Source organism: Bradyrhizobium sp. CCBAU 051011, from assembly GCF_009930815.1.
In the GTDB taxonomy this organism is placed as follows: domain Bacteria; phylum Pseudomonadota; class Alphaproteobacteria; order Rhizobiales; family Xanthobacteraceae; genus Bradyrhizobium.
Genome location: NZ_CP022222.1, coordinates 3,105,140 through 3,119,398 on the forward strand (window position 1 = coordinate 3,105,140; position 14,259 = coordinate 3,119,398).

Annotated in this window: 16 protein-coding genes; 10 read left to right on the top strand and 6 right to left on the bottom strand. The window is 62.7% G+C overall.

Features of this window, described 5'->3' with window-relative positions:
* Positions 1-260: 260 nt before the first annotated feature.
* Entirely contained in the window at positions 261-1,667 is a 1,407-nt protein-coding gene (locus tag ACH79_RS14660; RefSeq protein WP_161851664.1) for a TAXI family TRAP transporter solute-binding subunit, read from the bottom strand.
* A gap of 421 nt (positions 1,668-2,088) precedes the next feature.
* On the opposite strand from ACH79_RS14660, the gene ACH79_RS14665 reads away from it, so the two are divergent.
* Entirely contained in the window at positions 2,089-2,442 is a 354-nt protein-coding gene (locus ACH79_RS14665; protein WP_202639243.1) for a DUF3307 domain-containing protein, read from the top strand.
* Between the two features lie 195 nt (positions 2,443-2,637).
* Positions 2,638-3,039: a hypothetical protein gene (locus ACH79_RS14670; protein ID WP_161856362.1), complete on the top strand. Its 402-nt coding sequence runs from the start codon at positions 2,638-2,640 to the stop codon at positions 3,037-3,039.
* A 114-nt stretch (positions 3,040-3,153) separates the two neighbouring features.
* Here ACH79_RS14670 and ACH79_RS14675 read toward each other — a convergent pair whose 3' ends face one another.
* Positions 3,154-3,468 carry a YkgJ family cysteine cluster protein gene (locus ACH79_RS14675; RefSeq protein WP_161851666.1) on the bottom strand — a complete coding sequence of 105 codons (315 nt, stop codon included), beginning with the start codon at positions 3,466-3,468 and terminating at the stop codon, positions 3,154-3,156.
* Between the two features lie 46 nt (positions 3,469-3,514).
* Entirely contained in the window at positions 3,515-4,213 is a 699-nt protein-coding gene (locus ACH79_RS14680) for a YafY family protein (RefSeq protein ID WP_057858268.1), read from the bottom strand.
* A 102-nt stretch (positions 4,214-4,315) separates the two neighbouring features.
* On the opposite strand from ACH79_RS14680, the gene ACH79_RS14685 reads away from it, so the two are divergent.
* Both ACH79_RS14685 and ACH79_RS14690 read left to right on the top strand, forming a co-directional pair.
* Positions 4,316-4,564, top strand: a complete 249-nt coding sequence (locus ACH79_RS14685) for a hypothetical protein (RefSeq protein ID WP_161851667.1) — start codon at positions 4,316-4,318, stop codon at positions 4,562-4,564.
* Positions 4,565-4,626: 62 nt separating this feature from the next.
* Positions 4,627-5,361 (top strand): glutathione S-transferase family protein, encoded by a 735-nt coding sequence (locus tag ACH79_RS14690; protein ID WP_161851668.1) that lies wholly within the window; start codon positions 4,627-4,629, stop codon positions 5,359-5,361.
* Here ACH79_RS14690 and ACH79_RS14695 read toward each other — a convergent pair.
* Positions 5,358-5,993: a pyridoxamine 5'-phosphate oxidase family protein gene (locus ACH79_RS14695; protein ID WP_161851669.1), complete on the bottom strand. Its 636-nt coding sequence runs from the start codon at positions 5,991-5,993 to the stop codon at positions 5,358-5,360. The genes ACH79_RS14690 and ACH79_RS14695 overlap by 4 nt on opposite strands.
* Before the next feature lie 118 nt (positions 5,994-6,111).
* Between ACH79_RS14695 and ACH79_RS14700 the strand changes: the two genes are divergently transcribed.
* Complete coding sequence (locus tag ACH79_RS14700; RefSeq protein WP_161851670.1) at positions 6,112-7,005, top strand: LysR family transcriptional regulator; 894 nt, start codon at positions 6,112-6,114, stop codon at positions 7,003-7,005.
* On the opposite strand, the gene ACH79_RS14705 is transcribed toward ACH79_RS14700, so the two are convergent.
* On the bottom strand, positions 7,002-7,430 hold the full coding sequence (locus ACH79_RS14705) for a PaaI family thioesterase (protein WP_161851671.1): 429 nt from the start codon (positions 7,428-7,430) through the stop codon (positions 7,002-7,004). The two genes, ACH79_RS14700 and ACH79_RS14705, sit on opposite strands and share 4 nt — an antisense overlap.
* A gap of 227 nt (positions 7,431-7,657) precedes the next feature.
* Positions 7,658-8,827 (bottom strand): 4-hydroxybenzoate 3-monooxygenase, encoded by a 1,170-nt coding sequence (gene pobA, locus ACH79_RS14710; protein ID WP_161851672.1) that lies wholly within the window; start codon positions 8,825-8,827, stop codon positions 7,658-7,660.
* Positions 8,828-9,113: 286 nt separating this feature from the next.
* On the opposite strand from pobA, the gene ACH79_RS14715 reads away from it, so the two are divergent.
* From ACH79_RS14715 to ACH79_RS14735, 5 genes are all read left to right on the top strand, one after another.
* A complete protein-coding gene (locus ACH79_RS14715; RefSeq protein ID WP_161851673.1) occupies positions 9,114-10,127 on the top strand; it encodes a TRAP transporter substrate-binding protein in 1,014 nt (337 codons plus the stop codon).
* Between the two features lie 76 nt (positions 10,128-10,203).
* Entirely contained in the window at positions 10,204-10,713 is a 510-nt protein-coding gene (locus tag ACH79_RS14720) for a TRAP transporter small permease (RefSeq protein WP_161851674.1), read from the top strand.
* 5 nt (positions 10,714-10,718) lie between these two features.
* A complete protein-coding gene (locus tag ACH79_RS14725) occupies positions 10,719-12,035 on the top strand; it encodes a TRAP transporter large permease (protein ID WP_161851675.1) in 1,317 nt (438 codons plus the stop codon).
* A 15-nt stretch (positions 12,036-12,050) separates the two neighbouring features.
* Positions 12,051-12,512 carry a DUF3237 domain-containing protein gene (locus tag ACH79_RS14730; RefSeq protein ID WP_161851676.1) on the top strand — a complete coding sequence of 154 codons (462 nt, stop codon included), beginning with the start codon at positions 12,051-12,053 and terminating at the stop codon, positions 12,510-12,512.
* A gap of 943 nt (positions 12,513-13,455) precedes the next feature.
* Positions 13,456-14,259 (top strand): crotonase/enoyl-CoA hydratase family protein, encoded by an 804-nt coding sequence (locus tag ACH79_RS14735; protein ID WP_161851677.1) that lies wholly within the window; start codon positions 13,456-13,458, stop codon positions 14,257-14,259.

Consider the following 14,259-nt stretch of genomic DNA (forward strand, 5'->3'; position numbering starts at 1 on the left):
GGTAACGGACCTCAAGGACATCGCTCTCTCGCCGTTATCGGACCTCGCCAACAATGCTCTTAAGAATAGATACGCCGTCCCTTCGCACCGATGAAGGGCAACATTAAACTTGTTTCGATCATTTTGCCGTATCCGATTTGGGTAGAAGCAGATCGTAGGGGTGGGCAAAGCGAAGCGTGCCCACCAATCAAGCCACGGGCATGGATGGTGGGCACGCTTGCGCTTTGCCCACCCTACAAGAGCTTAGGATTTCGAGCTATCTACGCACTCTGCGCGGTCTTCACGACCACGACCTTGTCGTCCGGCGCATGATCCGCGGCGTGGCGCTTGAGGTGCTCGCGGCGCAAGCCGATCTCGTCGCGCACGAATTCATAGCCGAGCTTGAACGTATCGAGCCCGTCGCTACTGATCGTGCCGTCGCGCAAGCCGACCACCACGCCACGCAGGATCGCTTCCAGCTCGTCCTGCAGCTCGTCGAGCGCGTCCAGCGAGTTGGCGTATTCCATGCGCTCGCCGACATCGAGAATGGCGGTTGCGAGCTGGCTGGCTTTTTCCGGCGCCACCCGGGTGATCTTGGCATAGATGCCGGCAAAGATCGTGCCGATGATGCTGAGCGCTGCGAGCGCGACATACATCAGGTCGCTGTAGCGCTCGACGAAGGACTTGGTTTCATCATTGATGTATTCGGCGGCGCCCGGATGCGCCACGATGAAGGCGTCCTTGTCGGTCGCTGCCGGCTCGATCTTGGAGGCGAAGCCGTCGGAGAGCGCGAGCTCGGCCTTGTTCTCGTAGATGATCCGCGCCAGATCGCCCACGGTCGTGGTCGAGAGCTTGGACTGGGCAACCAACAGCCATTCGAGCCCGATCGTGTCGACGTCCTCGGCGGGCAGGGCGGGCGAGGCGGACAGCATTCCGGTCGTCACCGTTTCCTCTGATGTCGCCGGATATTTTCGCGCGATCGCCTTCGCCGACTCGATGGCGTTCAGCGTGAAGCCGCCGCGTCGGGCATATTGCTCGTAGCTCTTGTCCTTTACGATCTGCGAGGCGTGCGCGATCTTGATCACGGCGCCGAAGCCCGCGGCGAAGAGCTGCTCGAAGGTCAGGCCGGGCGGCGCCATCTGCACCCGTGTCGTCGCCTCCGGGGTGTCCGACAACTCGAGAATATTGCGCACCAGCGCGGCCCCGCTCTCGCCGTCGGCGATGACAGCGATCTTCTTTTTCTTCAGGTCCGCGATGGTCTTGATCTTCTTGCCGTTCGGGCTGATCAGGAGAAGCAGGTCGTGTTCGAGGATCGCCAGCGCGCGGGCGCGCGGCGGTATCCTGGCGTCGGTGCGCAATATCGCAAGGTTGGCTTCCTTGCGGTCGAACTGCGACAACGCCTTGGCATTGTCGCCGTTCGGCACGATCTTGAGCCGCAACCGCGAGGAATTATTTTTCAGCACCGTCGCCAGCCTGGCGGCGAAGCGCGCCTCGGGGCCGTTGGTATCGCCGACCGCAAATACCAGTGTCTCGGAATTGCGCAGCAGGGTCCGGCCACCCAACACCACGGCGGCAGTCAGGACCAGCGTGAGGATGGAAAACAGCAGGATCTGGGCCCGGTTGCTCTTGACCGTCCGCGAACGGCGACGCGGCATTTTCGGATGTGGCGTTGGGGCTTCAGCACTCATGACTGGTACCCAGAGGGTCAGGGACGCATCGCCGCCGAACTGGCGCCGGAGGCCCGTCCGAATGAATTCGTAAATACCTAGAAAAGAACGATAATTTGCCTGCCGGGCAATGATAGCCCGCCCCTATGGGATTGCAAACCGCGCTGGCCGGTAACCTTACCCATCCAGGTCCGCTGCGCGCCGTTGCCGCAGTATCGCAGTTCCGCCACACCGTGCGATTTTCAGACTACCCACAGGTGCATTCCGGCCCGGGAGATGTCATAAATAAAGGCAACGTTCGCATAGTCCGGGTTTAAAAAAACATTGCGCTGACAGCCTAGGCCCCGGTTTTTCGCCACCCCGTCAGTCCCAGCAAAGGGCGTCAGCTTTGTTGTTTCCTTCGATGTCGTCCTCGGTCCCGGTAGGTGCGCTGGTAGGATGGATGCTGCTTCTGACCGTGAAGCACATCATTGCCGACTTCATGCTGCAAACTTCCTGGATGGCGATCGGCAAGGATCAGAAGACCGGCTGGGCCATGCCACTATTGGCGCATTGCCTCGTGCACCTGGCGGTGTCGCTGGTGTTGATCCTGATCGTCGCGCCGCGCTTCTGGTTCGTCGCCTTTATCGATTTCTTCATTCACCTCATCATCGACCGTCTCAAGGGGATCATCGCGTCCCGCTACGGCGTGACGATGGAGAACGAGCATCCGTGGTTCTGGACGCTGATCGGCGTCGACCAGGCGCTGCACCACCTCACCGGTTTCGGCCTGGCGATCTTCATGGCGGCGAACTGATCCCGCATTGGCGCTATCGCGCTCCTGGATTCAATCATCCTCCGGCTTCGGAAAACGCCGCCTCCGCTTCGGCTACGAATCATGTGTCGATTCCGCTGCAGTCGTGATTGGAAAGCCCCCCGGAACACTACTGGCGCGCTTGGTTAACCCTTCATTAGAGAATTGCGCGGCATCTTCCGCAAAGGGAGAACCGCAATGTTTTCAAGCCGCGACGCCTTCGAGAATGATTTCTGTCCGGTCCGGGACGAGCTCTTGGGCGAGATGTACCGCGCCAATGCGCACGGCCTGCCGCTGCTGGTGGACAGCGTTTCGTCCGACGTCCGCGCCATGTTGGCGCTGTTCTGTTACCGCCGCAGCCATCTGCACGCGCTGGCCTTGGCCATCGCCGCGAGCTGCACCGAACGCGAGCTGATCCATTTCGGTGGCCGGGTCGGTTCCACGCTCTATGCATTGTCGCGCGAACCCGCCGCGCGTTCCGCCTCGTCGTCCTCCCAGAACGGCCGCAAGCCGATCACCCTTTCAACCAAGCCGCTTTCTACCTTCAAGCCGATCGACGATGAGATCGACGAAGATGTTGCGGAAGCCGTGACGGCGTAACTTGCGTAGCCCGGCTGAAGCGCAGCGTAACCCGGGGGCCCTCTCGCAATCGGCCAAAGCTGTCCCCGGATTTCGCTTCGCTACATCTGGGCTACTCACTTCATCCGGTCAACGTCACGCCAGCACCGGCAATCCGTGCCGCTTTCGCGCCATCGCGCATTCGACATCGCCGGGCATGCAGGTGCGGCACACCTCGGGCCGCACCGCGTAGACCACGCACGACGTCGCTTCGCCGACCTTGCCTGACAGCGCCGAACAGCGGTCGCCGTCGCAGCGCATGCCCGACAGCCGTTCGTTGACGAACCGTTCCGGGATCAGGTCGAGCGCCGCATCGTCCTCGATGGTGAAACGCGGCCAGTTCCGCGAGTAGTTGCAGCAGGCGCCGCAGGCCTGGCAGGGGCTTTGGTTATCGGCGGCGATTCGGTGCATGTTTCAGCGTTTAGCCCGGAATGACGGCCGCGGCCAGCGACTGATGTCAGGTATCTTTCGGCGCTTCCCACACCAGGCTGCGCCGCCATTTCGCCCGCAGGATGTCGCGCCGTTCAGGATATTTTTCGTCGTGATAGACCGCGTCGACGACGCGGTCGGTCCGGAAACTGCGGAAATCCTTCCGCAGTTCGCACCATGCCGCCAGGATCCGCACCGCCTCGTGATAGCCGACCGCAATCGGCCAGATTGTGCGCTGGCTGTCGCGGCCGTGCTCGTCGCGATAGTTCAGCGTGATCTTCTTGCCGTCATGGATCTGAGACCGTGTCCGCACCATGTCGATGCGGTCGGGCTCCCGGTTCCATGCCCGCCGGGCGCGGCTGGCGGGTTCCAGCACGAATGGCCGCAACCGCTCGGGCACGGTCTCGGCGACTTTCGCCATCAGGTCCTGGGCTGCCCGCGCCAGTGCGGGATCGGCATGGCCGACCACCCATTGCGCACCGAGAACACAGGCCTCGATCTCATCCGGCGTGAGCATCAGGGGCGGCAGGTCAAATCCCTTTTCCAGGATGTAGCCGACGCCTGCTTCGCCGCGGATCGGCACGCGCTGTTCGATCAGGGTCGTTATATCGCGGTAGATGGTTCGCTTCGATGTCTCCAGCTCGGCCGCGATCGCGTCTGCCGTCAAAGGTTTTCGGGTGCGCCGGAGCACCTGAATGATCTGGAATAGCCGGTCGGCCCGTCTCATGGCTCGTCTCTTTTTTCAAAGGCATCTACCCGATGCTGACAGCATGTTGGCAGCAGGGGGTCGGTATATCGGGACAACACCTCAAGTGAAGGGAACTTGTCCATGACGATTTTCAGCGAATTCGGCACCCTGGGAAGCCGCGGACCTCTGGTAAATGCCCGGGGATTTGCATTGGAACAGCTCGTTTCCATCCACTGCGTCACGTCAGACCTGCGCTGGGCGATGGTTGAGCTGGCGTGGCGCTCGCTCACGGCCATGTGCGCGCTGGGACGAGCGCAACTGGTGTCGTGGATGCGCAGGCACCGTACGCCGCGGGGGGAGGCAGGTCACGGCCGCCAGTGCTGCTGCTGACACCATGGTGGCAGCAGGGGGGCGCTAGCCTTCAGGCACGTTTTTGAGATCGGGAGACCAGCATGATTGTCCTTTACGGCTTCGGCGCCGGTTTCGGCCTGCCGGAGATCAGCCCCTTTGTGACCAAGACCGAGGTCCAGTTGAAGATGGCGGGCCTCGCCTATCGCAAGGAAAAGGCAAAGCCGCCGGCCTCGCCGAAGGGGCAGTTGCCCTACATCGTCGACGACGCCGAGACGATCGCCGATTCCACCTTCATCCGTGCGCATCTGGAAGCCAAATACGGTTTCGATTTCGATGCGCCGCTCAGCCTGCAGGCGCGTGCGCAGGCCTGGGCCTTCGAGCGGATGATCGAGCATCACGTCTATTGGGCGCTGGTGGGCGCGCGCTGGGTCGATGGCGACAATTTCGCCAAGGGACCGGCGCATTTCTTCGACAGTGCGCCAATGCACTTGCGTGAAAAAATGCGCGAGGATGCGCAGTTTCGCGTTGCCGAGAACTATTTGCTGAGCGGCCTCGGCCGCCACGCGCCGGACGAGGATATCGATCTTGCCGTTCGCTCACTGTTTGCGCTGTCGGTGCAGCTTGGCGACAAGCCGTTTCTGATGGGCGAGACGCCGTGCGGCATGGACGCCACCGCCTTCGGCGCGCTGGCCGGAATCTTGACGCCGTTCTTCGAATCGGCGCTGCGGCAGCGGACCGAGCAGTTCGCCAACCTCACCGCCTATGTCGACCGGATGATGCTGCTGTATTACCCGGAATTCGCCTGGGCGCCGGTGCAGCAGGAGCAAGCCGCCTAGGTGTGATCCGCCGCGGCTGGCTGGCCCTTCAAGGCGGCTAGCTCGGCCTCGAGTTCGGCGATGCGGGCGTCGCGCACGGCCAGCGCCTGCGCGACGTCGGAGGCATCGAACTTCTGCGGGATATGCTGCGGGCAGTTGGTGTCCCATGCCGCGATCTTGAACAGGATGACCTGCTCGGGCCGCGCCTTGTAGCCCTGCGGCATCAGCGCCTTCGTCAAGGCATCATCGTCCTCCACCACGCGCGCCTCGCCCCAGATCTTCACGCGCCGGCGATGCGCATAGTCCATCACGAAGATATGAGCCTTCGGATTCTCCGACAGATTGCCCTGCGTGATGTACTGCCGGTTGCCGCTGTAATCGGCGAACGCGATCGTGTTCTTGTCGAGCACTTTGACAAAGCCCTTCGGCCCGCCGCGGTGCTGGATATAGGGCTGCCCGTCCGCGGACGCGGTCGACAGATAGAAGCTGTTGGTCTCGGCCAGGAAGCCCGCGAGGTTTTCGTCGATCTCGGTGCGCCAGCCGCCGCGCGCCTCGACATTGGCATAAGCGTCGCGCGAGCCCTTGCGGGTCTGGATCGCCTTCACCGCCGGGGTGAACGCGACGTCGCTGGAATAGGTGTGAACGTCAGACATCTGAGCCTCCACGTGGAGCGCCAACACGGTCGTCCTTCGGCCCCTAAAATGGACGTTTCGGCAATATAAACAATCTCGGGAATTGACACTTCACTATTGCTGGGTATGCAATAGTTGGATGGACCGGCTCAATGCCATGCAGGCCTTTGTCGCGGTGGCCGACTTGCGGGGTTTTGCCCCCGCAGCGCGCAAGCTCGGCCTGTCGCCGTCCGCCGTCACCCGGCTGATTGCGGCGCTGGAGGATCGCCTCGGCGCGCGCTTGCTGCAGCGGACCACGCGGCAGGTGACGCTGACCGATGCCGGCTCGCGCTATCTGGAGCGGGCGCGGCGGATCCTGGCCGACGTCGACGAGGCCGAGGGCGCCGTCGAGGGGGAACGTACGCGGCCGGAAGGGCAACTCGTCATCTCGGCCCCGGTCGGCTTCGGCCGGCTGCATGTCAGCAGCATCGTATCAGCTTACCTGAAGCGCTATCCGGAGGTGAGCGTCGATCTCCGTTTGTCCGACCGCATGGTCAACCTGGTCGAGGACGGCGTCGACCTCGCGGTCCGCATCGGCCATCTGCCTGACTCGACGCTTGTGGCGCGCCATGTCGGCGAGATGCGGCGAATCGTGGTGGCTTCGCCTGGATATCTCAAGGCGCACGGCGAGCCGCGGCGGCCAGGTGATATCCCGGCGCATGACACCATCCAGTTCGGCGCCATGACGGCGGCGCTCGACTGGCGCTTCGTCGAGGACGGCCGCGAGATCCGCGTCGCCAGCACGCCGCGCTTCGCCACCAACAGCTCGGATGCCGCAATCCAGTATGCCGAAAAGGACGGTGGCCTGACGCGAGTGCTGGCCTATCAGGCCGCCGAATCGCTGAAAGCGCGCCGGCTGGAAATCGTCCTCGCCTCATTCGAACAGCCGGCTCTGCCGATCCACATCGTCTATCCGACCTCGCGGCTGCTGTCCGCCAAGGTGCGCACCTTCGTCGATCTCGTGACCGAGATGGCCGACTGGCATTTCGGTTAGGACACCGGCTCCTTCTTCGGCACCACGCGGAACGTCGCATTGGCCCGCGCGATCACGACGTCGTCGGCCTTGATCAGGCTTTGCGCGAAGCAGATCGTCTTGCCGGTTTTGACGACTTCGCTCTCGACTGCAAGCCACTGCCCGACCTCAGCCGTGCCGATGAAATCGACCGCGAGACTGATCGTCACCAGCGAGGACACGCCGCCCATCACATGCGCGCAGCTATGACCCATGGCGGCGTCGGCCAGCGCCGCGATCAGCCCGCCGTGAATCAGCCCGCGGCCATTGGTGTGCGGTCTTGCAAGACGCAACCCGATGATGACGGCCTTGTCGGTCGTCTTCGAATACAGCGGCTCCCAGGGATCGGTGAGCGGGCTCCTGCGGGTGCGAGGTTCGAAGCCTGCGGGAATGTCGGTAGTGGTCATGTGCGGCTCGCGTCGTAACAATATCTTCCGCCATTGAACGCGTCGCACCGATCGAAGTCACCACCTACAAAGTTTTAAACGGTATTACGACGGGTGTTTGAAATGCCGCGTTCTCTTCGTCGTCATTGCGAGAGCGAAGCGACGAAGCAATCCATCCTTCCGCACGTGCGGAGAGATGGATTGCTTCGCTGCGCTCGCAATGACGCGATAATATCGATGAACTCTTTTTAAAACGGCAGCCCCACATAATTCTCCGACAGCGATGCCGATGCCGCCTTCGAGTTGACGACATAATCCAGCTCGGCGAGCTGGATGCGCGCGCCGAATTCGCCCTCGTCGGGGAATTGGTGCAGCATCGAGGTCATCCACCAGGAGAAGCGCACCGCCTTCCACACCCGCGCCAGCGCGCGCGCCGAGTAACCGTTGATGCCGGCGGAGGATTTCTCGTCGTAATATTCGCGGAACGCCTGCGAGAGGTAGTGCACGTCGCTGGCGGCGAGGTTCAGGCCCTTGGCGCCGGTCGGCGGCACGATGTGGGAGGCGTCGCCGGCCAGGAACATCCGCCCGAACCGCATCGGCTCGGCGACGAAGCTGCGCAAGGGCGCGATGCTCTTCTCGATCGAGGGGCCGGTGACGAGCTCGTCAGCCGCCTTCTGGTCGATCCGGCGCTTCAGCTCGTCCCAGAAGCGCTCATCCGGCCACTGGTCGATATGATCGTCGAGCGGACATTGCACATAGTAACGGCTGCGGCGCATCGAGCGCATGGTGCAGAGCGCAAACCCGCGCGCATGGTTCGAGTAGATCAGCTCGAGGCTGACCGGCGGGGTCTCCGACAGAATGCCGAGCCAGCCGAACGGATAGATCCGCTCATAGGTCTGGATCGCCGACGGTTTCACGCTGGCGCGGCTGACGCCGTGAAAGCCGTCGCAACCGGCGATGAAGTCGCATTCGATCTCGTGGGTAGCGCCGTCCTTGACGTAGCTGACGCGCGGGCGGTCGGTGTCGAAATCGAGCGGCTTGACGTCGGCGGCCTGATAGACCGTGGTGAGACCCGCCGCCTTGCGGGCGTTCATCAGGTCGAGCGTCACCTCGGTCTGGCCGTAGATCATGACGGTCTTGCCGGTGGCGCCGTGCATGTCGATGCGGTGGCGGGCGCCGCCGAACGCCAGTTCGACGCCATGGTGAACTAGCCCCTCGCGATGGGCGCGCGCGCCGGCGCCGACCTCATCGAGCAGCGCCACCGTGCCTTCCTCGAGCAGGCCGGCGCGGATGCGGCCGAGCACATATTCCGGGGTCTGGCGCTCCAGAATGATGTTCTCGATCCCGTAAAGGTGTAATAGTTGCCCAAGCAACAATCCAGCCGGACCTGCACCTATGATTGCGACTTTTGTCCTCAAGACCGGCTCTCCGATTGCTGTAGTCTACAGGTCCGCCGAACCGCGGATTTGCCGTGATGATTATATCATATAACAGTTTTGGCAACGGACGTCGGTGCAAAAACTGGGATGGGTATTCGCCGCAGCGCACAAACAGGTGCGGCTGAACGTCCGTTTTGAAAATGCGCACCCGCCTTGAAAAAGCGGGCGCGTTAGATAACATGTTAACTAACGGGGCCGGGCAAACAGGCCTGTCATGAGACTGCCAAAGAAACTGCCAAGGAAACTGCGAGGGGAGAGAATGTCCATGAGAAAAGCGTTGTTGGCGCTGCTGCTTGCGGCCGGTGTGACGCCTGCGCTGGCGCAGGAAAAAACCTTCGAACTGAAACTATCGCACTGGGTGCCGGCATCGCACCCGCTGCAGAAGGCGCTGGAGGACTGGGGCTCCGCGGTCGAAAAGGAATCCGGCGGCACCATCAAGTACAAGGTCTATCCCGCCCAGCAGCTCGGCAAGGCGTTCGATCACTACGACATGGCGCGCGACGGCATCGCCGACATCACCTACGTCAATCCGGGCTACCAGCCGGGCCGGTTCCCGCTGATCGGCGCCGGCGAATTGCCGTTCCTGATGTCGGACGCCAAGGGCGGCTCGATGGCGCTCGACGCCTGGTACCGCAAGTATGCCGAGAAGGAGATGAAGGACGTCAAGTTCTGCCTCGCCTTCATCCACTCGCCGTCGACGTTCCACTCCCGCACCAAGATCGTCACGCCCGAGGACATCAAGGGCATGAAGATCCGGCCTGCCCACGCCACCATGGCGAATTTCGTCACCCAGCTCGGCGGCGCCACCGTGCAATCCTCGGCGCCCGAGGTCCGCGACATCATCGAGCGCGGCGTCGCCGACGCCGTCACCTTCCCGTGGGGATCGGTGGTGCTGTTCGGCATCGACAAGGTGACGAAGTATCACATCGAAGCGCCGATCTACGTCACGACCTTCGCCTTCGTGATGAACAAGGACAAGTACAACCAGATGTCCGAGAAGCAGAAGAAGGCGATCGACAACAATTGCAACACCGAAGCCGCGGGGCGCGTTGGCGAGCCCTGGGGCAAGTACGAGGACGCTGGCATCGAGAAGATCAAGGCGATGTCGGACCATGAGGTCTACAAGCTGACGCCGGAGCAGACCGCGGCATGGAAGAAGGCGGCCGAGCCGCTGGTCAAGACCTGGGGCGAGGGCGTCAAGAAGAGCGGCGGCGATCCGGATGCGGCGCTGACCGAGCTCAAGGCCTCGCTCACCAAGTACAACGCGCTGGCGCAGTAAGACCTGACATCAGCCAGGACGGCGGCAGCATCTGCCGCCGCCATCTTCCCGTCATCGCCAGCCGTTCGGAGCGCCCATGAATCGCGCGCATATGGATCGCTTTATCGACACCATCGAATGGATCGCCGCCGCCTTCGTCGGCATCGTCGCGATCAACATCTTCATCGCCGTCATCCTGCGTAACACGCTGAACTATGCGATCCCCGACTCGTTCGACATCGGCCGCATGCTGCTCGGCATCCTGATCTTCTGGGGGATCGCCGCCACCAGCTATCGCGGCGGCCACATCACCGTCGATCTGGTGTGGGCCAATGTCGGCCCGAAATATCAGCGCATGATCGACGTGTTCGCCACGCTGGTGCTGCTGTTCGTGGTGACGGTGCAGACCTATACGCTGTTCGACAAGGTACGCGGCACCTATAACGACAACGTCCTGACCTTCGAGATGCACATGCCGACCTGGCCGTTCTTCGCGGTTGCCTGGGCCGGCGATGCCGCCGCGGTGCTGCTGATTGCGATCCGAACCTACCGGCTGGTATTCCACCCCGAGGATATCCACGATGCCAAAGTCAAGCCGGTGGAGTAGGTGACATGAGCACCGATGCCGTCGCCGTCCTCGGATTCGTTTCGCTGTTTGCGCTGATGCTGCTCCGCGTGCCGGTCGGCATGGCGATGGGCCTCGTCGGCGTCTGCGGCTTTGGTTATCTGGTCGGCTTCACGCCGGCGCTGAAACTGGTCGGCCAGACCTCGATGCGCACGGTGACCGACTACACCTTCGGCGTGATCCCGATGTTCCTGCTGATGGGAGCGTTCGTCAGCAATTCCGGCATGAGCCGCGAACTGTTCCGCGCCGCCAACGGCTTTGTCGGCCATCTGCGCGGCGGGCTTGGCATCGCAACCGTCGGCGCCTGCGGCGGCTTTGCCGCGATCTGCGGCTCGTCGGTCGCCACCGCCGCGACGTTTTCCGCGGTGGCCTATCCGGAAATGCGCCGCTTCGGCTATCCGCAATCCTTCGCCACCGGCGTGATCGCGGCCGGCGGCACGCTGGGCGCGATGCTGCCGCCGTCCACCGTGCTCGCCGTCTACGGCATCATCACCGAGCAGGACATCGGAAAGCTGTTCATCGCCGGCATCATCCCCGGCCTGCTCGCGATGACCATGTACATGCTGACGATCGCGCTGATCGGCTGGTTCCGCCCCGGCTTCCTGCCGGTCGGCCCGCAGACTTCGTGGCGCGAGCGCTTTGCCGGCGTGCGAAGCATCTGGGCGCCGGTGCTGCTGTTCATCTTTGTCATCGGCGGCCTCTACGGCCTGCCGTTTCTGCCGCGCTTCACCCCGACGGAAGCCGGCGGCGTCGGCGCCACGGGCGCGCTGCTGATTGGCGTGGTCACGGGACGGCTGAACAAGGACAAAATCCTCGACTCGCTACTGCAGGCGACCCGCACCGCGGCTGCCGTCTTCACCGTACTGATCGGCGCGCTGATCTTCGGCTACTTCCTGACGGTGACGCAGACCCCGCAGAAGGTGACGGAACTGCTCACCGGCCTCGGGCTCGGCCGCTACGGCATCCTCGCGCTGATCATGGTGATGTATCTGGTGCTGGGCTGCCTGATGGATGCGATGGCCATGATCATCCTGACCGTGCCGATCATCTTTCCGGTGATCGTGCATCTCGGCTTCGATCCTATCTGGTTCGGCATCATCATCGTGATGACGGTCGAACTGGGCCTGATCCATCCGCCGGTCGGCATGAACGTCTTCGTCATCAAGAGCGTGGTGAAGGACGTGTCGTTCTCAACCATCTTCCGCGGCGTGCTGCCGTTCGTGGCGACCGACCTCGTCCGCTTGGTGATCCTGATCGCCTTTCCGATCCTGGCGCTGTGGCTGCCGCAACGCATGGCCGGATAGTGTATTGTTCGCCCGATGACCCCGCAGCTTGAAACCAGGTATGTTTTCACCATCACCGCCCGGATCGGCGAGGTGACATCCGCCGGCGAGATCGGCACCGGCGTGCGCCGGATCATTCCGATAACAGGCGGCGAGGTGAGGGGCGAGAAGGTCAACGGCAAGGTTCTTCCCTTCGGCGCCGATTTCCAGATCATCCGCCCCAACGAGCTGATCGAACTCGAAGCCAAATACGCCTTCGAAACCGACGACGGCGCGGTTGTCTATGTCGAGAACAAGGGCCTGCGCTTCGGCCCGGTCGAGCTGTTGCAAAAACTCAAGCGCGGCGAGCCGGTCGATCCAAAACTGATCTATTTCCGCACCGTGCCGAAATTCGAGACGGGCAGTGAAAAGTATCGCTGGCTGATGGAAAACCTGTTCGTCGCCTCCGCCGCCCGCCACGCCGACCGCGTCGTCATCGACGTGCACCAGGTGTTGTGAGACGGGGCGGGGTGATTTCTCCACTCGGCCAGTGTCGTAGGGTGGGCAAAGGAGCTAAGCGACGTGCCCACCATCCATCACCAATCTTGTTGCTCGATGGTGGGCACGCTTCCGCCTTCGCTCGTTGAGCTACGGCGGGACAAGTCGCTTTGCCCACCCTACCGCTGCGGGTGGCCTTTTGCGCCAAGCTCTGGTTCGGGTAGCAGACTGCGCAAATCAACCCGACAGACAAATCACTTCTGATTTTCCGAAATCGTGTCAAGCCCGGGAATCAAAAATATTCCGCTTAACAGGGCGGGCAAATCAGTCGCATAACTCCGGTCGTCTCACGGCAGATGAGGGGCGTTGGCCATCGTCACGAACGCGCGGTGAGATGCGATGGACGCTGATGGCGCGATAGACGCTCGCGCCGGATGCGTACGGCGAAGTCGTGTGGTTCGGGCGCCGCGGTGCTGGTGCTAAGCGTGCGATAAGGAGCGCAGGCGACGGAGGCAAAAGAGCCGTTCTCCGGGAAGAGCACGAAGTAAGTCGTAAAGCCATTGCGCAGGGAAGGCCGGGATGCTTCCGCCGAACCTGTATGCTCGTGTGCGCACTTCCCTGTGCACATTGCACGCGAGACCGCGGGTGCGGCGCGCACCCGGTCTTCCCTGCGCCCTCAGCTTGGAGAGGAGGGCAAACGAACATGCATACCTCGGGCAAAACATGTCGCGAGATCGCGAAACTATATCCACGTCATTGCGAGCGAAGCGAAGCAATCCATCTGCCCCCGAGTCGAGGTATGGATTGCTTCGCTGCGCTCGCAATGACGGGGATAGGCCGCGGCGTATTTCTGTTACCCCCGTGCGTGGGGTGCAAACGGTTTGTCGTGGCCAGACAGCCGTCTTGACTCCTCCCGAGATCGTTATAAAATATAACTATTCTGCAGAGGAAGTAATATACACCCATGGGAAACGCCGGCTCCACCGCAGCAGCGGGTCAATCCGACCTGCTCAAGATCGAGCAGAAGGGCGCGGTGCTGACCGTCGGCCTCAACCGTCCGGCCAAGCGCAATGCGCTGAATGACGGCATCATCCTGGCGATCCAGGATTGCTTCTCCAACCTGCCTGACGATATCGGGGCCGTCGTCGTTCATGGCGTCGGCGATCACTTCTCCTCCGGCCTCGATTTGTCCGAACTCACCGAGCACGATGCGACCGGCGGCCTGCTGCATTCCCAGATGTGGCACCGGGTATTCGACCGCATCCAGTATAGCCGCGTCCCCGTGATCGCGGCGCTGAAGGGCGCGGTGATCGGCGGCGGGCTGGAACTGGCCTGCGCCGCGCATATCCGCGTCGCCGAGCCGAGCGCGTATTTCGCGCTGCCCGAGGGCCAGCGCGGCATTTTCGTCGGCGGCGGCGGATCGGTGCGGCTGCCGCGGCTGATCGGGGTGGCGCGGATGATCGACATGATGCTGACGGGGCGGGTCTATTCGGCGACCGAAGGCTCCGCCTACGGCTTCTCGCAATACCTCACCGATGCCGGCGGTGCGCTGCCGAAGGCGCTGGAGCTCGCCGAACGCGTGGCTGCGAACGCGCCGCTGACCAACTTTGCGGTGTTGCAGGCGCTGCCGATGATCGCAGAGGCCAATCCGCAGACCGGCCTTCTGATGGAATCCCTGATGGCGACGGTGGCGCAGAGCGACAAGGAAGCAAAACGCCGCATTCGCGCGTTTCTCGACCACAAGACCGCAAAGGTGAAGCCGACCTGA